The organism is Methylobacterium sp. Leaf89 (assembly GCF_001422215.1).
Lineage (GTDB): Bacteria > Pseudomonadota > Alphaproteobacteria > Rhizobiales > Beijerinckiaceae > Methylobacterium.
On record NZ_LMML01000029.1, the window covers coordinates 501,076 to 521,252 of the forward strand.

Here is a 20,177-nt window from a genome sequence, read left to right on the forward strand (position 1 = left end):
ACGCGCCGCCCTCGACCTCTGGTACATCGAGCACCAGAGCTTGCGCCTCGACCTCCAGATCCTCCTGCGCACCGTCCTGGCCGAAATCACCCGCCGCACCAATGCCTTCTGAGGCTCACTTCCTCTGTCCGTAGTCTAGCAAGATAAATCCTCGTGCTCGCCCAATACCGATCCCTCGCATCATCCAACGAGCGTGCCGGCCCGTCCCGGGGGTAGGACAAAGCGAAGATCCACGGATTCGATCTGGCGACCTACGAGGTGAGCGGATTGAAGTGATGAAAGATGCGATGTCGGTGCATCTCTAGGATTCCATGATCCCGCCGGATCGACCAGACGATCAACCCTTGATTCAAGAATTCGCTCGCGACGCGTAAGGCCTCCTCTTCGCCTCGTATGGCGAGATAGACATGCGGCATAATATCCTCCTCGGATAAGCCTGCTTCGACCGGTTCGCTCCAATGGACGGTCCAGGACATCGCCTACTCCTAAAACAAGCCCAATTTTCCAGCTGAACGTTCAAGCGGGGGGATCGGCGAAATGTCGACGGTGGCGTTGCTTCAACAGCCATTCGGCATCACGCAGCACCGGCACGCGCGCAATGAAGGCACCAATCGCCGGTGGGTCCCGGACAGCGTTCTTTTCCATGAACCCGTCCGGATCTGCCGTCGAAGAGCAATGCATTGGAAGACTGCTCGCTGAGCTGCCCCGCACGCGGGCTTCCATCGTCTCTTTCATCCCAACAAATCTTCGGAAAGAATGGCATCTTCGAAGCCCACGAATGGGAACGGATTCACTTGGAAGGACTTGTTCGCTGGATGCGCAACGGGCGCGTCGACGGAAGATGGAACTCATGACGAAACTTGCGATCGCTCTGGCCGCCAGCACTCTGCTCGGCGCCATCGGACTGACGTCTGCGTCGGCCGCTCCCGTGATGCCAGCGCCTGCCCTTGCCGTCGCCGGTGATCAAGCGGTCGATCAGGTCGCTTATCGCCGTCACCACCGCGGCATGCGCCATCACCGTCATCACCGCCGCATGCACCGCATGCCGCGCTCTCGGATGATGAGCGATCCGAATTCCCGCAATCCGTCGCAGCCCGGCTATCAGCAGCAGAAGGGCAACACCTCAGGCGGCCCGCGCTACTGATCATCGGCGTCGGTCATAGCAGTCCGGTTGATCGTAGGGCCGACGTGCAGAGCACGTCGGCCTTTTTCAGATTCCCCAGCCCTGGCGCTTTTCTGCTTCTCCCCAGGCGAGACGCATCCTCGCGCTGATTCTACGACGGCCGCTCTGCTATGCTGAGCCCATGTCACAGCGCATCGCCCGCTCCGTTGCCAAGTCCGGTTCCGCTCCCTCGGATTACGCGACCAGTGCGGCCGTCCTCGAGACGGCTGGCGCCACCCCGATGATGGCGCAGTATATCGAGATCAAGGCCGCTAACACCGATTGCCTTCTGTTTTATCGGATGGGCGATTTCTACGAACTGTTCTTCGAGGATGCGGAGATCGCATCCCGCGCCTTGGGGATCGTGCTCACCAAACGGGGGAAGCACGGCGGGACCGACATCCCCATGTGCGGCGTGCCGGTGGATCGCGCCGACGACTACCTCAGCCGCCTCATCGCGCTCGGCCATCGTGTTGCGGTTTGTGCGCAGACGGAAGATCCCGCCGAAGCGAAGAAGCGGGGTCCAAAATCCGTCGTACGGCGCGAAGTGGTCCGACTTGTCACGCCCGGGACCATCACCGAGGATCGCCTCCTCGATCCGGCTCGTGCGAATATCCTGCTCGCGATCGCCCGTCGTAAGGCGGGGGAAACGGCCTCCGTCTATGGTCTTGCAGCCTTGGACATCTCGACGGGGCGCTTCTCCCTGAGCGAGGTGGCGTCCGGCGAACTCGATTCCGCGATCGCCCGGCACGATCCGCGCGAGATCGTGCTGTCGGAAACCATTCACGCCGATCCGGCGCTCGCCCGGTTGTGGCGCGAATGCTCGGCCCCCGTAACGCCGTTGGCCCAGGCTGAACTCGAACTCTCCGCGGCCGAGCGGCGGCTCAAGGCGCAATTCGGGGTTTCGACTCTGGAGGGTTTCGGCCAGTTCGGGCGGGCCGAGATCGCCGCCGCAGGGGCGGCACTGCTTTACATCGAGCGCACACAGGTCGGTGCGCGTCCGACCCTGTCACCGCCGACTCGAGAGAGCTCCGCCGCGACCCTCTCCATCGATGCATCCACCCGTGCCAATCTCGAACTGACCCGAACCCTATCCGGTGAGCGTAAGGGAAGCCTGCTGGACGCCATCGACCGGACTGTCTCCGCGGGTGGGGCCCGCCTCCTTGCGGAGCACCTCGCCGGCCCCCTGACTGATCTCGAGGCGATCCGGCACCGCCACGCAGCTGTGGAGTTCCTGGTCGATGATGCGCCTACCCGCGCCGCCTTCCGCGACGGCCTCGCAAGAGCGCCGGATCTCGCCCGAGCCCTCTCGCGTCTTGCCTTAGGACGGGGCGGCCCACGTGACCTCGCGGCTCTCCGTGATGGTCTCGACGCGGCGCAGGATCTCGCCGATCGATGTGGGAGCCTGGTGCGTCTGCCGGAGGATCTCTTGGCGGTCGCGACCTGCCTTGCTGCCGTGGACCGCGCCCTGGTGTCGGAACTTCGTGCGGCGCTGGCCGACGACCTCCCCCTGAAGCGTCAAGATGGGGGGTTCGTACGCCCCGGCTACGATTCGGAGATCGACGAAAGCCGACTGCTCGGCCAGGATTCACGAAAGGTCATCGCTGCCCTGCAGGCGCGTTACGCCGAGGAGACTGGCTGTCGTACCCTTCGGATCAAACACAACAACATGCTCGGCTACTACATCGAGGTGCCGCAGGGGGTGGGCGAGGCCTGCCTCAAAGGTGTGATGCGCGAGACCTTCATCCATCGCCAGACCATGGTCGATGCGATGCGCTTCACAAGTGTCGAACTCGGCCAGCTCGAAAGCCGTATCTCGGGTGCATCCGACCGGGCCCTGGCCTTGGAGAACGCCGTGTTCGATGCCCTCGCCGGACGAGTCCTGACGCAGGCAACCGCTATTGCTGAAGTGGCCGAGGCCCTCGCGCGGCTCGATGTGGCCGCGTCGCACGCCGAACTCGCGGTCGAGCGCGACTGGCGCCGCCCTCTGGTCGATGAAAGCTACGCCTTCGTGGTGGAAGGAGGACGCCATCCCGTGGTGGAGGCGGCGCTCCACCGCTCCGGCGCTCCCTTCATCGCCAACGACTGCGATCTGTCGGGGGAGGGGCGCGGGCGCATCCGCCTGGTGACGGGTCCCAATATGGGCGGCAAGTCGACTTTCCTGCGTCAGAACGCGCTGATTGCCGTCCTGGCGCAGATCGGCGCGTTCGTGCCGGCGGCGCGCGTTCGCCTCGGCGTCGTCGATCGGCTGTTCTCCCGCGTTGGTGCCGCTGACGACCTCGCCCGAGGGCAATCGACCTTCATGGTCGAGATGGTCGAGACCGCTGCGATCCTGAATCAGGCGACCCGTCGCTCCCTCGTGATCTTGGACGAGATCGGTCGCGGCACCGCGACCTTCGATGGCCTCTCCATCGCCTGGGCCTGCCTTGAGCACCTGCACGAGCAGAATGGCGGCCGCGCCCTGTTCGCGACCCACTTCCACGAGCTTACCGCCCTTGGACAGCGCCTTTCCCACCTCGACAACGCGACTCTCCGGGTGGCCGAGCACAAGGGCGAAGTCGTCTTCCTGCATGAAGTGGTGCCGGGCGTGGCCGAGCGCTCCTACGGGTTGCAGGTGGCACGGCTGGCAGGCCTTCCGGCCGGCGTGATCGCTCGTGCGGGTTCGATCCTGAAGCATCTCGAGAAAGCCGAGCGCGACCGACCCTCAAGGCCCCGCATCGACGACTTGCCGCTCTTTGCCAATCTGGCGCCGCCGCCGATGCCGGAGCCGGTCTCCGAAGCGCCCGACGACACCCTGCGCCTCGCCCTCGAAGCCATCGATCCGGACGCGCTAACGCCACGCGAGGCCCTGGAGGCCCTGTACAGGCTCAAAGCTGTGGTCAGCCAGGGCCATTGAGGACGTCTCGGATGGTCTCAGGTGCCGACGACTGGGCCCACGGGCGGGGCCTGATCGTTGACACCTTGGACCCGATGGGACGTCGACAGGGTCACCCCCGCAGGGTGAGGCGGCCTCCATTCATACTGAACTCGTTCAAGCGCTTCAGAAAGGACATGCCGAGGAGGCTGGTGGACAGGCGCCCGCGAGGCATGACCATGCCGTTGACCCCTTGAACGGTGATGGTGCCGATCCGTATTTCGGGAATACGCACCGGCGCCGCCAGGATGGTACCGTTGGCAGTCTGGACCGGTACGCGGAAATCGTGTTCGCCGACCCGCAAGCCCGCGCGCTCTGCATCCTCGTAAGTGAAGGCGCAGGCTGTTGCACCGGTATCGACCAACATGCGCAGACGCTTCCCGTCGATCACCGCATCGGTTGAGAAGTGTCCTTGCGCATCGGAGAAGAGCGTCAGGGTGCTCGGGCCGCCTCGCACCGATGCGCCCATGGCGCGCTCGCCCAGCGGCGTGGCAATGATGGCAGTCTCCGGGGTCGGCGGACGTTGAAATCGCTCTGCTAGCCCGACGGCCCAGATTGCGGCGGCTGCCGTCACTCCGAACGCCCATACGATCGGTCGCGTCATAGCACCCATTCCTTCCTCGATGCGGAAGAATAGATCCGCCAGGGTGAACGAGCCGTCGGTTTGGGGTGGGAATCTTCTCGTGATTCGCTGTGACCAAGGCTTATGGTTTCAGAGTCGCTGACGGGATCGATTGATGAGATCGCGCTGCGGCACCCCAATTGCTGACCCTGGAGGTCGGCGACCTCGGATAAAAAGGTGTCCTACCCAACGTTGGCAAGTTGCTCGGCGCAGGCCGCCTGCTGGGCCGCGAAGTTCAAACACGCCTACTCTACTGTCGCTGCGATGGCGGGGCTCAATTGGGGTGAACGCGTCGCTTGGGCTGATGCTGCCGAACTGCGCACCGATGAAGCCTGGAGCCACACCTTCGAAACGTGGAATCGGGGCGCGGCCGAGACCTTCCCCGCGACGGAGCGCGTCGCTGCCCGCACGACGGGTGCCCGGGTACTATCGTTCTCCCCGGGCGGGATTGTCACCGTGAGCAAGCCTGCTGGCTCCGTCTGCGGTCAAGCGAACCACACCTCTCAAAGGCTCGGGTGCACGGCTTGACGCCGGTGGCGCCGACTGAAGGGGACGCGGCCAGCCATACGCATTACCCTCCCATTGATTTCATCGATATCAATTATTGAAATCATCTGTTTGAATGATGGTGCGGTGCAAATACATTGCGATCACCGGACGAGGCATGGACCTCCGGTGAAAAGAAGGACACCTGTCATGACCAGCCGTATCTTGATTCTTGCGACCCTCGCAACGGCCAGCCTTGCCAATACTGCGATGGCGGACGATCGTACATTCCTTATGCCGCCGCTGTATCGGGAGCAGGCCCGCGCAACGGCCACCGTGCGTCCCGCTTCCGAATTGACGACGACGCCTTCCCTGACCCCACGCGTGCCTGCCACCCGGCGGGTCATTGCCGAGACCGTTGACGTGTCCGTTCGTTAAGACGACCGCCCCGTGCGTCAGGGCAGTATCTCTCCGATCCGCGCTCCAGTGGGACGTTTCCCATTGGAGCGTTTTCGTCAATGCCTCGTGGCCGAAAGCGAAATATCTCTCAAATTATCCGATCTAAATTATCCGATCTTTAGATTCGATCAGTAAGATAGCGCGCTCGTGTCTCGGGCCGGGCTCGCCTAGCTGCACGCCGAGATATCGTCAGCCTAGCTTCGGTCCACGATGCGGATCCGGGTCGGATGGATCGCCTTGGGGCGATCGGCTCGCGCCGAAATGACCGCGTCCAGACGACGCCTCGGTTGCGCCGCGCGCTACTTGCGGGTATAGGCCGCGCCAGCGCCCGCCAGACACCCTTGGAGGCACGGGCGCTTCGGGGATCGGGGCATGGCCGTCCGTTTCGGGCGGCCTTTCGCGTTTTCCCGAGATTTTCATTTTCAAAAGGATCACACCATGAGCGCAGTCAAGACGCTTGAGGCCGTGGCACGCGACCGGGTCGGCAAGGGGGCCGCCCGGGCCGTTCGTCGCCAGGGTCAAGTTCCCGCCGTCATCTATGGTGGCCGTCAGGCTCCGCAGTCCATCGCCGTCGACCTAGTCCGCGTCCGCACGCTGATCTACGCTGGTGGCTTCAAGACCACCCTGTTCGAGATCAATGCGGGCGGCAAGAAGACTCGCGCAATCCCGCGCGATTTCCACCTGGATCCGGTGTCCGGCGTGCCGATCCACGTCGATTTTTTGCGCGTCGTTGCCGGCCAGTCGATCACGGTTGAGGTCCCGGTCCACTTCCTGAACGAGGACGCGGCCCCCGGCATCAAGCAGAAGGGCGGCACGCTCAACGTCGTGCTTCACACGCTTGCGCTCGACGTTGCACCCGACGCGATCCCGGATGCCATCGAGATCGATCTAACCGGCCGTGATATCGGTGATGCCATCCACATCACCGACGTGAAGCTGCCGTCCGGCGCCACCTTCACCGGTGAGCCCGACGCCACCGTCGCCAACATCGTGCCGCCGACCGTGCTTGGCGCCGAGGTCGAGGCCGAAGAGGCCGCGATCGCTGAGGCGCAGTCCGCCGAGGCCGCCGAGGAGAAGGCCGAAGAAGAGGCCACCGAGGAGGCCGGCGAGGACGAGAAGAAGGAGGATTGAGCCTGGGGCGCAAGCCCTGTCTCACCCCATCTCTGCGGGTGCCCCGGCCATCAGGCCGGGGCATCTCCGTTTCCGGGGACGCCCGCGGCGTTCCGATGCGAAAACCTGTCTGGATCGATTCGCGCAATGCGCCTGATCGTCGGCCTCGGCAATCCCGGCCCACGCTACGCTAGGAACCGCCACAATATCGGCTTCCTCGCCGTGGACGAGATCGCGCGCGTGCACCGCGCCGGACCGTGGCGCCACAAGTTCCAGGGGGAGATCGCCGAAGTGGCCCTTGGGTCCGAGCGGGCGATCCTGCTGAAGCCGCAGACCTTCATGAACGAATCCGGGCGTGCCGTGCAGGAAGCGCAGCGCTTCTACAAGATCGCCCTCTCCGACGTCATCGTCTTGCACGACGAACTGGATCTCGCCCCGGCCAAGCTGCGGGTGAAGACGGGGGGGGGCAATGCCGGCCACAATGGGCTGCGCTCGATCACGGCGCAATGCGGCAACGATTACCGCCGGGTCCGCCTCGGTATCGGACATCCAGGGGACAAGGCCCTGGTGCACGCCTACGTGCTGAACAACTTCGGCAAGGCGGAGGAGGCTTGGGTCGACGACCTCTGCCGGGCCATCGCCGACCATGCGCCCCTGCTGGCCGGTGGCGAGGATGCGAGCTTTCAGAACAAGGTCCACCTCGCCATGGCGGGGCGCGGCTGGGACGACGTCAAACAGGTCAACGCGCGCGATTGACCGCAGCGGTGACATCGGATTTCACGCGGGCAGCTTTTCAGCGGACCCGCGAACGGACAGGTGACCCATGGGCTTCAAATGCGGCATCGTCGGCCTGCCGAACGTTGGCAAGTCGACCCTTTTCAATGCGCTGACGCAGACGGCGGCGGCGCAGGCGGCGAACTATCCCTTCTGCACCATCGAGCCGAATGTCGGCGAGGTGGCGGTGCCGGATCCGCGTCTCGACGATCTCGCCAGGATCGCAGCCTCGAAGGAAATCATTCCGACCCGGCTCACGTTCGTGGATATCGCCGGCCTCGTGCGCGGCGCCTCGAAGGGCGAAGGCCTGGGGAACCAGTTCCTCGCCAACATCCGCGAGGTCGATGCCATCGCGCATGTGGTCCGCTGCTTCACCGACGGTGACGTGACGCATGTCGAGGGCAAGGTCGACCCAGCGGCCGACATCGAGACGATCGAGACCGAGCTGATGCTCGCCGACCTCGACAGCCTCGAGAAGCGCATCATCGCCCTCGAGAAGAAGGCCAAGGGCGCCGACAAGGAGGCCAAGGAGACCCTCGATCTCGTCCAGCGTGCCCTGCCGCTGCTGCGCGAAGGCAAGCCCGCGCGCCTCGTGCAGCGTAAGCCCGAGGAGGAGCACCTGTTCCAGAGCCTCGGCTTAATGACGGCGAAACCGGTCCTCTACGTCTGCAACGTCGATGAAGGCGATGCCGACAAGGGCAACGCCTACTCGGATGCCGTGATGGCCCGCGCCAAGGCGGAAGACGCCAAGGCGGTCGTTGTCTCCGCCAAGATCGAGAGCGAGATCGCCGTGATGCCGCTCGGCGACCAGGGCGATTTCCTGGAGGCTGTCGGTCTCGCCGAGCCCGGCCTGAACCGTGTCATCCGCGCCGGCTACGAGCTTCTCGGCCTCATCACCTACTTCACGGTGGGGCCCAAGGAAGCGCGCGCCTGGACCATCGAAAAAGGCACCCGGGCTCCCGCCGCCGCCGGCGTGATCCATACGGACTTCGAGAAGGGGTTCATCCGCGCCGAGACCATCGCCTTCCACGATTATACGAGCCTGAAGGGTGAGGCCGGCGCCAAGGAGGCCGGCAAGTTCCGCCTCGAAGGCAAGGAATACGTGGTGCAGGACGGCGACGTGCTGCATTTCCGCTTCGCCAACTGATCTGACACGGGCGAGGGCGGCCTCGCTCCCGCATCGGCGGGCCGTCCCTCGGCCCGTCGAGTTCCAGCGCCTGAAAGGATCCGCATGACCGGCATCACCTTCGAGGACTTCACGCCCGGTACGGTGATCGAGGGTGGTCCGCTGACGGTGACGCAAGCCGAGATCATTGCCTTCGCTCAGGAATTCGACCCGCAACCGTTCCACCTCGACCCGGAGGCCGCCAAGGAAACCTTCGTCGGTCAGCTGATCGGCTCCGGCTGGCAGACCGCCGGCTTCGGGATGCGTCTCCTGCAGAAGCATGTCTTCCGCGGCGCTACCTCGATGGGCTCGCCCGGGATCAACGAGCTGCGCTGGCTCCGGCCGGTGCTGCCGGGCGATCGCCTAAGCATCTCGGTCCGGGTCGACACCTGCCGGGCCTCGAACTCGAAGCCGGACCGCGGCTTCGTCGGTTTCGCGATGACCGTCCTGAACGGGGATGGCGAGCGCGTGATGACACAGATCTTCACGGTGATGTTTCCGCGGCGCGGCGTGGCCTCCTTGCCGCCGCGGGCCGTATCGCCTGCGGACGCCGTGCCGTCCGCAGAGCCCGACGATGCCGAACAGCTCCACTTCCTCGAAGCGACACCCATCGGTGCCGTGCGGGATCTCGGCGGCCACCACTTCACGCCGGAGGCGGTCATGGCCTTCGCGCAAGCCTACGACCCGCAGGCGTTCCACCTCGACCCGGAGGCCGCCCAGCACACCCATTTCGGCGCGCTCTGCGCCTCCGGTTGGCATACCGCTGCCGCTTGGATGAAACGGCTCCACATCACCCGCGGCCGCGACATCATCCATACGGCGAAGACCGGTCCGGTCCCGCAACTCGGTCCCTCACCGGGCTTTCGCGACATGCGCTGGCTGGCGCCGGTCTATGCCGGTGACACGATCCGATACAGCTCTACCCTAATCGACAAGCGCGAGACCGCGTCGCGCCCCGGCTGGGGCCTCGCCTCCCACCAGAACACTGGCGTGAACCAGCGCGGCGAGAAAGTCTTCGCCTTCACTGGCTCTGTGTTCTGGCAATGGGCATCCGACGCCTGAGGCGTCAGGCGGCCTTGCGCCGTTCCGGGTAAAGGCCGAGAAGCCCCTCGGCATCGGCCGCGGCGACGCCGCGCTCCGTGATGAGACCGGTGACGAGGCGTGCCGGCGTCACGTCGAAGGCGGGGTTCGCCACAGGGCTTCCCGGCGAGACGACTTCGACGGTGGCGAAGCCGCCATCGGCCAGACGCCCGGTGAGATGCGTGACCTCGCGTCCGTCGCGCTCCTCGATGGGGATCTCGCGCACGCCGTCGTCCAGGGTCCAATCGATCGTCGAGAAGGGCAGGGCGGCGTAGAACGGCACCCGGTTGTCGCTGGCGGCCAGCGCCTTCAGGTAGGTGCCGATCTTGTTGCAGACGTCACCCGAGGCCGTGGTACGATCCGAGCCGACGATGCAGACGTCGACGGCACCGTGCTGCATGAGGTGACCGCCGGCATTGTCGGCGATGACGGTGTGCGGGACGCCGTGGGCGTTGAGTTCGAACGCCGTCAGGGCCGCGCCCTGGTTCCGAGGGCGAGTCTCGTCCACGAAAACGTGGATCGGCACGCCGGCATCGTGCGCCACGTAGATGGGTGCCAGGGCCGTTCCCCAATCCACCGTCGCGAGCCAGCCGGCGTTGCAGTGGGTCAGCACGTTGATGGTGCGATTCTTTTGACGGTGCAGGTCGCTCAGGATCTGTGCACCATGGACGCCGATGGCGTGGCAGCTCTCCACGTCCTCGTCGGCGATGCGGCCGGCCTCCGCGTAGGCGAAGGCTGCGCGCTCGGCCGCCGGCACCGTGCGAAGCTTGGCGGCGACACGGTCGAGGGCCCAGCGCAGGTTGATCGCGGTCGGCCGCGTGGCGGCGAGGATCGCCGCGGCCCGGTCGAGCCCGGCTTCGGAGGCATCCGCGCGCAGGCCGAGGGCGAGCCCATAGGCGGCCGTGACACCGATGAGCGGGGCGCCGCGCACGACCATGGTGCGGATCGCCACCGCGGCCTCGTCCAGGGTGGACAGCGTCTTCAGCTCGAAGGCGAAGGGCAGGCGGGTCTGGTCGATCACTGCCACGGAGGCGCCGTCCTCTGCGGGGAAGATGGTGCGGTAGGGCTTGCCGTCGATCTTCATGGGGGGATCCGGATGCTGGCGGTTTCGAGGCCGAGAAGCCTCGTCGTTGGACGGCGTTTACGTCAGAATGCGGTCGGGAGGCCAGCTTGCGGCCCGATCTGTCGAGACCGCAAAATTCTCAGAACCGCAGCGGCCGCACCCGCTTCACCTGTGGGATCGCGGCGATGCTAGCCAGAACGTCCTTCGAGACCGGCGCATCGACGGCGCAGAAACAGATGGCATTGCCGCCCATCCCATCGCGTCCGAGGGCGAACGTCGCCACGTTGACGCCGGCTGCGCCGAGCGCGCTGCCGAAGCGTCCGATGAAGCCCGGCTGGTCGTGATTGCGCACGTACAGCATGTGCTCCGCGAAGGCGGAATCGATCGGAATGGAGCGGATCTCGATCATGCGCGGCTTGCCGTCGTGGAAGACCGTGCCGGCGGCATCGCGGGGCATGTCCTCGGCCTCGACGGTGATGCGGATCACCGATCCGAAATCGGGTGCCCCGCCGGCGCGGGTGACCTCCTCGACCCGGATGCCGCGCTCGCGCGCCACCGCCGGGGCGGAGATCATGTTGATGCCCGACAGGACGGGGCGGAGCACGCCGGTGACGGCAGCCGCCGTGAGTGCGCGCGTGTTCATCGCCGCCACCGCGCCTTCATACGTCACCCGGATGCCGTGGATCGGCGCGTCGGTGAGCTGGCCCAGGAACGAGCCGAGGTTCTCGGCCAGCTCCACGAAGGGTCTCAGGCGCGGCGCCTCGTCGGCCGAGATCGACGGCGTGTTGACGGCGTTCACGACGGCGCCCTGCAGGAGGTAGTCCGCCATCTGCTCCGCGATCTGCAGGGCGACGTTCTCCTGCGCCTCCTTCGTCGCGGCGCCGAGATGGGGCGTGCAGACCACGTTCGGATGCCCGAAGAGCGGGTTCTCGTAAGCCGGCTCGGTCGCGAACACGTCGAAGGCGGCGCCCCCGACCCGGCCGGACTCGAGGGCAGCGCGCAGTGCGACTTCGTCGACCAGGCCACCGCGGGCACAGTTGATGATGCGGACGCCCGGCTTCGTCCGCGCCAGGGCGTCGGCCGAGAGGATGTTCCGGGTCCGCTCGGTCAGGGGGACGTGCAGGCTGATCAGGTCGGCCCGCGCGAGAAGCGCGTCGAGTTCGCGCTTCTCGACGCCGATCTCGGCGGCGCGCTCCGGCGTGAGGTAGGGATCGTAGGCGATCACCTTGAGCTTGAGACCGATCGCCCGGTCGGCGACGACGGCGCCGATGTTGCCGCAGCCGATGATCCCCAGGGTCTTGCCCGTCAGCTCCGTGCCCATGAAGCGGGCCTTCTCCCAGCGGCCGGCCTGGGTCGAGGCGTCGGCCTGCGGGATCTGCCGGGCGAGGGCGAACATCATCGCGATGGCGTGCTCGGCGGTGGTGATCGCGTTGCCGAAGGGGGTGTTCATCACGATGACGCCGCGGGCGGTGGCCGCCGCCACGTCGACGTTGTCGACCCCGATTCCGGCGCGCCCGACCACCTTCAGACGGTCAGCCCGCGCCAGCAGCTTGGCCGTGACCCTGGTGGTGGAGCGGATCGCGAGACCGTCATAGGCCCCGATCAGGGCGGCGCAGGCGTCGCGATCCCGGCCGAGCTCGGGCCGGAAGTCGACGTCGAGGCCGCGGTCGCGCAGGCGCTGCACGGCGGCTTCGGAGAGGGCGTCGGAGATGAGCACCTTGGGCGCGGGCATGGCGGTGTCCGGCTCGGGCGGGGGAGGACCGACGCGCAACGGGGCCGGACAGCGGCTCCGTCGCGCGCACGGTATACGACGCGGGTGACATCGAGGTCGCGCGGGCGTCAGGCGGCCCGGGCGAGCTTCGCCTTCTCGGACGCGAAGGCCCAGTCGAGCCACGGGGTCAGGGCCTCGAGGTCCGCGGACTCGACCGTGCCGCCGCACCAGATCCTGAGGCCGGCCGGAGCATCCCGGTAGGCGCCGATGTCGAAGGCGATGCCCTCGCGGTCCAGTGTGTCGGCGATGCCCTTGGCGACCGCACCGACGACGGCGTCGCCCATGGCGAGGATGTCCGGGTCGGTGAGGACGAGGCAGATCCCGGTGTTGCTGTAGGTGCCGGGATCGGCCGCGAGGTGGCCGATCCAGGGCGTCCGCGCCACCCAGTCGTGGATGACCCGGGCGTTGGCGTCGGCCCGGGCGTGCAGCGCCGGCAGGCCGCCGATGCGCGCGGCCCATTTCAGGGTGTCGAGGTAATCCTCGACCGCCAGCATCGAGGGCGTGTTGATGGTGTCGCCCTTGAAGATGCCCTCGATTAGCTTGCCGTCCTTGGCCAGGCGGAAGACCTTCGGGACCGGCCAGGCCGGGACGTTCGATTCGATGCGGGCGACGGCGCGGGGCGAGAGCACGATCATGCCGTGCGCGGCCTCGCCGCCCATGACCTTCTGCCAGGAGAAGGTGACGACATCGAGCTTGGCCCAGTCCAGCGGCATCGCGAAGGCCGCCGAGGTGGCGTCGCAGATGGTGACGCCCTCGCGGTCGGCGGCGATCCAGTCGCCGTTGGGCACGCGGACGCCGGCGGCGGTGCCGTTCCAGGTGAAGATGACGTCGTTGCGTCGGGTGTCGACGGCCGACAGGTCGGGCAGGACGCCGTAATCGCCGACATGCACCCGCGGCGCGATCTTCAGTTCCTTCAGGGCGTCGGTGACCCATTCGAGGCCGAAGGCCTCCCACGCGACGACCTCGACGGTCTTCGGGCCCAGCATCGACCACATCGCCATCTCGACGGCGCCGGTGTCGGAGGCCGGCACGATGCCGATCCGGTAATCGGCCGGCACCTGCAGGACGCTGCGGGTGAGGTCGATGGCCTCCTTGAGCTTGGCCTTGCCGATGGCCGAGCGGTGCGAGCGGCCCAGCGGCGCGTCGGCAAGGGCCTCGAGGCTCCAGCCCGGACGCTTGGTGCAAGGGCCGGAGGAGAAATTCGGCACGCGGGGGCGCGTGGCGGGTCGGTTGGTCACGTGCGTCATCCTTCCAGATGAGAGCTCCTCGTTGGGGAGGAGTGGCCCGCCGACGCCAATGGACCCGCGCCGCACGGGACGCAAGCGGTCGTCCGCCCGGCCGGGATCGGACCGCACACGAGCCGGGGCGAAACGGGTCTCCCGATGACGGCGCGGGTCACGTGTCGCGGAGATAGGCCCAGAGCGCGTCGGCGGCGTGGTTGCGGCACTCCGGCGATCGGAACAGCCGGATCTCGATGGGCACGTCGAAGGGGTCGGGCCCGGCGCGCCGGAGGCAGCCGCGGGCCTGGTCCTCGGCCGCCACCGTCTGCGGCAGCCAGGCGACGCCGTGGCCTTCGCGCGCCATGGTCGTCAGCGTCGCGGCGAGGTGCGAGGTGAAGCGGGTCGCGAGGTGGAGCGACGCGTCCGTCCGGCAGCTCGCGAGGATGCGCCCGAGGCCCGAGGCCTGACTGTAGGCCAGGTAGGGGATCGGGTCGTCGGGCGATCCGGGCAGCGACCAGGTGCCCGCGCCGCCCGGGGCCGGCGCGCAGAGCGGAACGAGGAGGTCGTGCCCGACCCGCACGCTCTCGAACCGGTCCGGATCGAAGCGCGTCGGCGCATCCGCGTGGAAGTGGCAGAGCAGGAAGTGCACCTCGCCCGACAGCATGATCTGCTCGCAGGCTTCCATGCTGTCCGAGACGAGGTTCAGGGTCCCGAGCATCCGGGACTGCATGACCTGCCGGACCCAGCCCGGGAAGAACGTGAAGGACAGGGCGTGCGTCGCCGCGATCGACAGCGTCGCGGTGTCCTGGGCGCCGACCCCCTGCGCCTCCCGCCGCGCCCGCTCGAGGCTCCGCAGCAGGTCCTGGGCCGCCGGCTGGAAGTGGAGTCCGGCCGGCGTCAGCGTCGCCCCCTGCGCCCCGCGCAGGAACAGGGACGTACCGACCCAGTCCTCCAGGGCCCGGATGCGGCGGCTGAAGGCCGGCTGCGTCACGCTCCGCGCCTCGGCCGCGCGCGAGAACGTCTTCTGCTCGGCCAGCGCGAGGAAGTCCTTCAGCCAGTCCAGGTCCATCCGCCCGTCCGATGCCGTCCCTGCATAGCGCGAACCGAACATGGCATTGGCCGAGCGCAGCTGTCCAGGCGTAAGCACAACGCCAAGCCCCACAAGAGGGATCACCGAGGAAACTGCCCAGAACGTGGCAGATGGGAGGAAACAGAGCATGAAGTCATGGCTCGGCAGGCTCTATGTTCAGGTCTTCATTGCGATTGTCTTGGGTGGTGTTGTCGGCGTCTTGCTGCCGGAGGTCGCCGTGACGCTCCAGCCCCTGGCCGACGGCTTCATCAAGCTGATCAAGATGCTGCTCGCGCCGGTCATCTTCGGCACCATCGTCGTCGGCATCGCCAAGATGGGCAACATGAAGGAGGTCGGGCGCATCGGCGTGCGGGCGCTCGTCTACTTCGAGGTCGTCTCGACGCTCGCCCTCGTCATCGGTCTCGTCGTGGTCAACCTGATGCAGCCGGGCGTGGGCATGAACATCGACGCCAGCCACATCGACGGCAGCGCCATCGCCGCCTACGCCAAGCGGGCCGAGGCGCAGCCGGGCTTCGTCGGCTTCCTGATGGACATCATCCCCACCACCATCGTGGATGCCTTCGCCAAGGGCGCCATGCTGCAGATCATCCTGATCTCGCTGCTGCTCGGCCTCGCCCTGGTCCAGGCCGGCGAGCGCGGCAAGCCGGTGGTCGCCGTCATCGACAGCCTGCTCGACGCGCTGTTCCGCGTCGTCGCCATGGTGATGCGGCTGGCCCCCATCGGGGCCGGGGCGGGAGTCGCCTTCACCATCGGCAAGTACGGGTTCGGCACCGTCTGGTCGCTCGCCTACCTGATGCTCGGCGTCTACGCCACGTCGATCCTGTTCGTCGTGCTGGTGCTCGGCTCGGTCTGCGCCTGGACCGGGTTCTCCCTCGCCAAGGTGCTGAGCTACTTCAAGGACGAGATCCTCATCACCTTCGGGACCTGCTCCACCGAGGCCGTCATGCCGCGCATGATGGCCAAGCTGGAACGGCTGGGCTGCGAGAAATCCGTCGTCGGCCTGGTGCTGCCCACGGGCTACACCTTCAACGCGGACGGCACCTGCATCTACCTGACCATGGCGGCGATCTTCGTGGCGCAGGCCACCAACACGCCGCTGGGCCTCGGCGACCAGCTCGTCGTCCTCGGGGTGCTGCTCCTGACCTCGAAAGGCTCCGCGGGCGTGGCCGGGGCCGGGTTCGTCACCCTCGCCGCCACCCTGTCGAGCCTCCACACCGTCCCGGTCGCCGGCCTCGTGCTCCTGCTCGGCGTCGACCGCTTCATGAACGAGGCGCGGGCGGTCACCAACCTCATCGGCAACGCGGTGGCCACCATCGCGATCGCCCAGTGGGAGGGCGCCTTCGATCGCGGCAGGGCCGAGGAGGCCTACCGCAACCGGGCCGCCATCGCCGCCGCCGACGTCGTTCCGGCCGAGACCCGGCCGGGAGCCGATCGGGCATTGCCCGCCGCGCTCGCCTCCTGAGGCCGCGCCCCCGTCACCCCACCCATTTCCCTCCGCCCAGTGAACCCAGGAGAGTTCCCATGCGCATCGTCGACGTCTGCGAGGTCACCAAGCCGATCGCCTCGCCCATCCGCAACGCCTACATCGACTTCTCGAAGATGACCGCCAGTCTCGTCGCCGTCGTCACCGACATCGAGCGCGACGGCCGCCGGGTGGTGGGCTACGGCTTTAACTCGAACGGCCGCTACGGCCAGGGCGGCCTCATCCGCGAGCGCTTCCGCAATCGCCTCCTGGAAGCCGACCCCAAGAGCGTGCTGAACGCGGCCGGCGACAACCTCGACCCGCACAAGCTCTGGGCGGCGATGATGACCAACGAGAAGCCCGGCGGCCACGGCGAGCGCTCGGTGGCGGTGGGCACCCTCGACATGGCGATCTGGGACGCGACCGCCAAGATCGCCGGCAAGCCGCTGTTCCGGATGCTCGCCGAGCAGAAGGGCATCGAGGCCGACCCGCGCGTCTTCGTCTACGCGGCGGGCGGCTACTACTATCCGGGCAAGGACGACACCCAGCTGCGCGCCGAGATGCGCAGCTACCTCGACCGCGGCTACACCGTGGTGAAGATGAAGATCGGCGGCGTTCCGATCGCGGAGGACCAGCGCCGCATCGAGGCGGTGCTCACGGAGATCGGCTCGGCCGCGCAGCTCGCCGTCGACGTGAACGGGCGCTTCGACCTCGAGACCGCCATCGCCTACGCCAAGATGCTCCGCGAGTACCCGCTGTTCTGGTACGAGGAGATCGGCGATCCCCTCGACTACGCCCTGCAGGCGGCGATGTCGGAGTTCTATCCGGGCCCGATGGCCACGGGCGAGAACCTGTTCTCGCATCAGGACGCCCGCAACCTTCTGCGCTACGGCGGCATGCGCCCGGACCGCGACTGGCTGCAGTTCGACTGCGCCCTGTCCTACGGCTTGGTGGAGTACCTGCGCACCCTCGACGTGCTGGAGCAGTTCGGCTGGTCGCCGAAGCGCTGCATCCCGCATGGTGGGCACCAGATGTCGCTCAACATCGCGGCGGGCCTCGGCCTCGGCGGAAACGAGAGCTATCCGGACCTGTTCCAGCCCTATGGCGGCTTCCCGGACGGGGTGCGGGTCGAGGCCGGGCACATCGTCATGCCCGAGCTTCCCGGCATCGGCTTCGAGGGCAAGTCGGACCTCATCGCGGTGATGCGCGACCTCGCCGCCTGAAACGGTCGCGTGGGCCGTGCGGGACGGCGGCATCCCGCGCGGTCCGCGCAGGCCTCATGCGCTCGCGCGGGGGCCGCCCGGCAGGGTTCGGCGGAACAGGGCAAGCAGCGCGTCCCATCCCTGCGCGGCGGCCTCGGCGTCGTAGACGGGGAAGTCCGGCATCATCCAGCCGTGGGCGGCCGGGTAGATCCGGGCAGTGTACCGGACGCCCGCCTGCGTCAGGGCCTCCTCCAGGCGCTCGGCCATCGCGGGCGGGTAGCTGCCATCGTTCTCGGCCGCCGCGATGGTGACCTCCGCCCGCAGCTTCGCGACGAACCGGTGCGGGCTCGTCGGTGCGTCGGTGGCGAGGTTGCCGCCGTGGAAGCTGGCCACCGCCGCGAAGCGATCCGGGTTCCGCCCCGCCGCGGCCAGCGCCATGCCGCCACCCATGCAGAAGCCCACGGCACCGACGGTCGCGCCCGCGACGTCGGCGCGCGTATCGAGATAGGCCAGGATCGCGTCCGTATCCCCCGCCGCCTTCTGGGGATCGGTCGTGGCCATCAGCGGGCCGAGGGTTGCGCGGAAGTCGCCGGCGAAGACCTCCCGCGGCACGAAGGGGCCGTAGGGCCCGTAGCGGTAGAAGAGATCCGGCAGGGCGACGACGTAGCCGGCCTCGGACAGGTGCCGGGCCATGTCTCGCATCGCCGGCCGGATTCCCCCGGCATCCATGTAGAGGATCACCGCCGGCCACGGCCCGTGGCCGGGGGGCACCAGGACGTCCATCGGGCAATCCCCGTCGGGCGTCCGGATCGTTACGCGCTCGTTCGGCATCGGCCTCTCCCGGTTCGAATCCCGGCGACTATGGCCGGTGCGGGTGGCGGGGCAACCCGGCCGGAGGCGACGCGTCAGTCCTCGCGGGAGCGCAGCAGGTCCGGCCGGCGCTCCCGGGTGAGGCGCAGGGCCTCGGCCCGGCGCCATCGCGCGATGGCGCCGTGGTTGCCGCCGGTGAGTACGTCAGGGATCGCCCGGCCCTCCCAGTCCCGGGGGCGGGTGTAGTGCGGGTATTCGAGATGGCCCGTCTCGAAGCTCTCCTCCTCGCCGGAGGCGAGCTTGCCCATCACGCCGGGCAGGAGGCGCACGCAGGCGTCGAGCACCACAAGGGCGGCGATCTCGCCGCCGGAGAGGATGTAGTCGCCGATGGAGACCTCCTCGAGGCCGCGCCCGGCGATCACGCGCTCGTCCACGCCCTCGAAGCGGCCGCAGACGACGAGTACGCCGGGCCCCGCGCTCAAGGACCGGACGCGCGCCTGCGTCAGGGGGCGGCCCCGTGGGCTCATCAGGAGCCGGGGCCGGGGATCGTCGGGCGCGCCCGCCGCATCGATGGCGGCGGCGAGGACGTCGCAGCGCAGCACCATGCCGGCGCCGCCCCCGGCGGGGGTGTCGTCCACCGCCCGGTGCCGGCCTAGGCCGTGCTCGCGGATGTCGCGGGCCTCCAGGCTCCAGGTGCCCCGCGCCAGCGCATCCCCAGACAGGGACACCCCGAGCGGCCCCGGAAACATCTCCGGATAGAGGGTGAGGACGGTGGCGTTCCAGGGACTGGCGGTCATGGTGCTTACTGGCGCGCGCAGGCGCGCCGGGTCAACGTGGCACCGATCCGGCGGCGGCGGGTTAAGCCTGCATGGCCGCTTCCCCCTCGCTCCGTCCCCGGCTCCTCGTTGCCCTCGTCCGGACCGTCACCCTGGCGCTGGCCCTGACGGGGTTCGGCCTGTTGCGGCCCGTCCGGGCGGCCGAGCCTCTGGCCCCGGCGAGTACGCCCGCCGCGGCCTTCCCGAAGCCCGACCGGCCGGTGGCCGAGATCGTCGCCCCGCTCTGGGCCTCGGAGGCGCAGCGCGATTCGGTCGACGAGGTCGGGCAGGTGATGCGGCTCATGGGCATCGCGGCCGGCCAGAGCATCGCCGATATCGGCGCGGGCAGCGGCTACTACACGGTGCGGATGGCCGAGCGGGTCGGTCCCCAGGGACACGTCTATGCCGAGGACGTGACGCCGCGCTACCTGGCAGGCCTGGAGGGGCGCATCGCCAAGAGCGCGCTCACCAACGTCACGGTGGTGCGTGGCGAGCCGCACGATCCACGCCTGCCCCCGGCCTCCCTCGACGCCGCCGTGCTGGTCCACATGTACCACGAGATCGCCCAGCCCTTCGGCCTGCTTCACAACCTCGCGCCGATGATGAAGCCGGGCGGCCGGATCGGGATCGTCGACGCCGACGACGTGCCCTCGCGGCACGGCACGCCGCCGGCGCTGCTCGCCTGCGAGCTGACGGCCGCCGGATACCGTCAGACCGGCTTCTCGGTGCTGGAGGGCGGCGTCGGCTACCTCGCGATCTTCGCGGCGCCCGCCGCCGCCGACCGGCCGAATCCGGATTCCATCCGCCCCTGCCGGGACGAGACCACCCGGGGCGCCAAGGATGGGGCGTCCAAGCGCGCGCGGTGAGCGGGTGAGCGACTCCGCCGTCAGGCGCTGGTGTCGAGGACCAGGGCCGAGGACGCGCTGCTGGTGCGGTTCGTTCCATTGGCGCCGTAGGCGGACCCGGTGACCT

The 20,177-nt window shown here is 68.0% G+C and carries 19 protein-coding genes; 10 read left to right on the top strand and 9 right to left on the bottom strand.

The window, feature by feature from the left end; translation table 11 throughout:
- Positions 1 to 251: 251 nt before the first annotated feature.
- On the bottom strand, positions 252 to 476 hold the full coding sequence (locus ASF18_RS23825) for a hypothetical protein (RefSeq protein WP_156649916.1): 225 nt from the start codon (positions 474 to 476) through the stop codon (positions 252 to 254).
- A gap of 40 nt (positions 477 to 516) precedes the next feature.
- Positions 517 to 735 (bottom strand): hypothetical protein, encoded by a 219-nt coding sequence (locus ASF18_RS23830; protein WP_156649919.1) that lies wholly within the window; start codon positions 733 to 735, stop codon positions 517 to 519.
- Between the two features lie 115 nt (positions 736 to 850).
- Here ASF18_RS23830 and ASF18_RS17745 point away from each other — a divergent pair, with 115 nt between their 5' ends.
- Positions 851 to 1,144 carry a hypothetical protein gene (locus ASF18_RS17745; RefSeq protein ID WP_056273737.1) on the top strand — a complete coding sequence of 98 codons (294 nt, stop codon included), beginning with the start codon at positions 851 to 853 and terminating at the stop codon, positions 1,142 to 1,144.
- A 259-nt stretch (positions 1,145 to 1,403) separates the two neighbouring features.
- A complete protein-coding gene (gene mutS / locus ASF18_RS17750; RefSeq protein ID WP_244472775.1) occupies positions 1,404 to 4,058 on the top strand; it encodes a DNA mismatch repair protein MutS in 2,655 nt (884 codons plus the stop codon).
- A gap of 91 nt (positions 4,059 to 4,149) precedes the next feature.
- On the opposite strand, the gene ASF18_RS17755 is transcribed toward mutS, so the two are convergent.
- Complete coding sequence (locus ASF18_RS17755) at positions 4,150 to 4,680, bottom strand: TIGR02281 family clan AA aspartic protease (RefSeq protein ID WP_056353545.1); 531 nt, start codon at positions 4,678 to 4,680, stop codon at positions 4,150 to 4,152.
- 714 nt (positions 4,681 to 5,394) lie between these two features.
- Between ASF18_RS17755 and ASF18_RS23195 the strand changes: the two genes are divergently transcribed.
- From ASF18_RS23195 to ASF18_RS17775, 5 genes are all read left to right on the top strand, one after another.
- Complete coding sequence (locus tag ASF18_RS23195) at positions 5,395 to 5,622, top strand: hypothetical protein (RefSeq protein ID WP_082487688.1); 228 nt, start codon at positions 5,395 to 5,397, stop codon at positions 5,620 to 5,622.
- Between the two features lie 459 nt (positions 5,623 to 6,081).
- Positions 6,082 to 6,774 (top strand): 50S ribosomal protein L25/general stress protein Ctc, encoded by a 693-nt coding sequence (locus ASF18_RS17760; RefSeq protein ID WP_056353548.1) that lies wholly within the window; start codon positions 6,082 to 6,084, stop codon positions 6,772 to 6,774.
- 126 nt (positions 6,775 to 6,900) lie between these two features.
- Positions 6,901 to 7,509 carry an aminoacyl-tRNA hydrolase gene (gene pth, locus ASF18_RS17765; RefSeq protein WP_056353551.1) on the top strand — a complete coding sequence of 203 codons (609 nt, stop codon included), beginning with the start codon at positions 6,901 to 6,903 and terminating at the stop codon, positions 7,507 to 7,509.
- A 67-nt stretch (positions 7,510 to 7,576) separates the two neighbouring features.
- Positions 7,577 to 8,674: a redox-regulated ATPase YchF gene (ychF, locus tag ASF18_RS17770; RefSeq protein ID WP_056353554.1), complete on the top strand. Its 1,098-nt coding sequence runs from the start codon at positions 7,577 to 7,579 to the stop codon at positions 8,672 to 8,674.
- Positions 8,675 to 8,758: 84 nt separating this feature from the next.
- On the top strand, positions 8,759 to 9,754 hold the full coding sequence (locus ASF18_RS17775; RefSeq protein ID WP_056353557.1) for a MaoC family dehydratase: 996 nt from the start codon (positions 8,759 to 8,761) through the stop codon (positions 9,752 to 9,754).
- Positions 9,755 to 9,758: 4 nt separating this feature from the next.
- Here ASF18_RS17775 and mtnA read toward each other — a convergent pair whose 3' ends face one another.
- From mtnA to ASF18_RS17795, 4 genes are all read right to left on the bottom strand, one after another.
- A complete protein-coding gene (gene mtnA / locus ASF18_RS17780; protein ID WP_056353560.1) occupies positions 9,759 to 10,856 on the bottom strand; it encodes an S-methyl-5-thioribose-1-phosphate isomerase in 1,098 nt (365 codons plus the stop codon).
- Positions 10,857 to 10,974: 118 nt separating this feature from the next.
- Complete coding sequence (gene serA, locus ASF18_RS17785) at positions 10,975 to 12,567, bottom strand: phosphoglycerate dehydrogenase (RefSeq protein WP_056353563.1); 1,593 nt, start codon at positions 12,565 to 12,567, stop codon at positions 10,975 to 10,977.
- 107 nt (positions 12,568 to 12,674) lie between these two features.
- On the bottom strand, positions 12,675 to 13,844 hold the full coding sequence (locus ASF18_RS17790) for a phosphoserine transaminase (RefSeq protein WP_244472745.1): 1,170 nt from the start codon (positions 13,842 to 13,844) through the stop codon (positions 12,675 to 12,677).
- A gap of 157 nt (positions 13,845 to 14,001) precedes the next feature.
- On the bottom strand, positions 14,002 to 14,895 hold the full coding sequence (locus ASF18_RS17795; RefSeq protein WP_056353566.1) for a LysR family transcriptional regulator: 894 nt from the start codon (positions 14,893 to 14,895) through the stop codon (positions 14,002 to 14,004).
- Between the two features lie 148 nt (positions 14,896 to 15,043).
- On the opposite strand from ASF18_RS17795, the gene dctA reads away from it, so the two are divergent.
- Complete coding sequence (gene dctA / locus ASF18_RS17800; protein ID WP_056353569.1) at positions 15,044 to 16,378, top strand: C4-dicarboxylate transporter DctA; 1,335 nt, start codon at positions 15,044 to 15,046, stop codon at positions 16,376 to 16,378.
- A gap of 59 nt (positions 16,379 to 16,437) precedes the next feature.
- The gene (locus ASF18_RS17805) at positions 16,438 to 17,601 is read left to right on the top strand and encodes a mandelate racemase/muconate lactonizing enzyme family protein (RefSeq protein ID WP_056353571.1); all 1,164 of its coding nucleotides are present in this window, start codon (positions 16,438 to 16,440) and stop codon (positions 17,599 to 17,601) included.
- 54 nt (positions 17,602 to 17,655) lie between these two features.
- On the opposite strand, the gene ASF18_RS17810 is transcribed toward ASF18_RS17805, so the two are convergent.
- Complete coding sequence (locus ASF18_RS17810; protein WP_056353574.1) at positions 17,656 to 18,411, bottom strand: dienelactone hydrolase family protein; 756 nt, start codon at positions 18,409 to 18,411, stop codon at positions 17,656 to 17,658.
- 74 nt (positions 18,412 to 18,485) lie between these two features.
- Complete coding sequence (trmD, locus tag ASF18_RS17815; protein WP_056353577.1) at positions 18,486 to 19,187, bottom strand: tRNA (guanosine(37)-N1)-methyltransferase TrmD; 702 nt, start codon at positions 19,185 to 19,187, stop codon at positions 18,486 to 18,488.
- 71 nt (positions 19,188 to 19,258) lie between these two features.
- Between trmD and ASF18_RS17820 the strand changes: the two genes are divergently transcribed.
- Complete coding sequence (locus tag ASF18_RS17820; RefSeq protein WP_082487690.1) at positions 19,259 to 20,071, top strand: methyltransferase domain-containing protein; 813 nt, start codon at positions 19,259 to 19,261, stop codon at positions 20,069 to 20,071.
- Positions 20,072 to 20,177 lie beyond the last annotated feature (106 nt).

Bases quoted from the DNA above. Each gene is read 5' to 3' on its own strand.
- dctA (WP_056353569.1), top strand. From the start codon at position 15,044: ATGAAGTCATGGCTCGGCAGGCTCTATGTTCAGGTCTTCATTGCGATT.
- ASF18_RS17820 (WP_082487690.1), top strand. From the start codon at position 19,259: ATGGCCGCTTCCCCCTCGCTCCGTCCCCGGCTCCTCGTTGCCCTCGTC.
- ychF (WP_056353554.1), top strand. From the start codon at position 7,577: ATGGGCTTCAAATGCGGCATCGTCGGCCTGCCGAACGTTGGCAAGTCG.
- ASF18_RS17810 (WP_056353574.1), bottom strand. From the start codon at position 18,411: ATGCCGAACGAGCGCGTAACGATCCGGACGCCCGACGGGGATTGCCCG.
- trmD (WP_056353577.1), bottom strand. From the start codon at position 19,187: ATGACCGCCAGTCCCTGGAACGCCACCGTCCTCACCCTCTATCCGGAG.
- ASF18_RS23195 (WP_082487688.1), top strand. From the start codon at position 5,395: ATGACCAGCCGTATCTTGATTCTTGCGACCCTCGCAACGGCCAGCCTT.
- mutS (WP_244472775.1), top strand. From the start codon at position 1,404: ATGATGGCGCAGTATATCGAGATCAAGGCCGCTAACACCGATTGCCTT.
- mtnA (WP_056353560.1), bottom strand. From the start codon at position 10,856: ATGAAGATCGACGGCAAGCCCTACCGCACCATCTTCCCCGCAGAGGAC.
- pth (WP_056353551.1), top strand. From the start codon at position 6,901: ATGCGCCTGATCGTCGGCCTCGGCAATCCCGGCCCACGCTACGCTAGG.
- ASF18_RS17755 (WP_056353545.1), bottom strand. From the start codon at position 4,680: ATGACGCGACCGATCGTATGGGCGTTCGGAGTGACGGCAGCCGCCGCA.
- ASF18_RS17760 (WP_056353548.1), top strand. From the start codon at position 6,082: ATGAGCGCAGTCAAGACGCTTGAGGCCGTGGCACGCGACCGGGTCGGC.
- ASF18_RS17745 (WP_056273737.1), top strand. From the start codon at position 851: ATGACGAAACTTGCGATCGCTCTGGCCGCCAGCACTCTGCTCGGCGCC.
- ASF18_RS23830 (WP_156649919.1), bottom strand. From the start codon at position 735: ATGAAAGAGACGATGGAAGCCCGCGTGCGGGGCAGCTCAGCGAGCAGT.
- ASF18_RS23825 (WP_156649916.1), bottom strand. From the start codon at position 476: ATGTCCTGGACCGTCCATTGGAGCGAACCGGTCGAAGCAGGCTTATCC.
- serA (WP_056353563.1), bottom strand. From the start codon at position 12,567: ATGCCCGCGCCCAAGGTGCTCATCTCCGACGCCCTCTCCGAAGCCGCC.
- ASF18_RS17805 (WP_056353571.1), top strand. From the start codon at position 16,438: ATGCGCATCGTCGACGTCTGCGAGGTCACCAAGCCGATCGCCTCGCCC.
- ASF18_RS17795 (WP_056353566.1), bottom strand. From the start codon at position 14,895: ATGGACCTGGACTGGCTGAAGGACTTCCTCGCGCTGGCCGAGCAGAAG.
- ASF18_RS17775 (WP_056353557.1), top strand. From the start codon at position 8,759: ATGACCGGCATCACCTTCGAGGACTTCACGCCCGGTACGGTGATCGAG.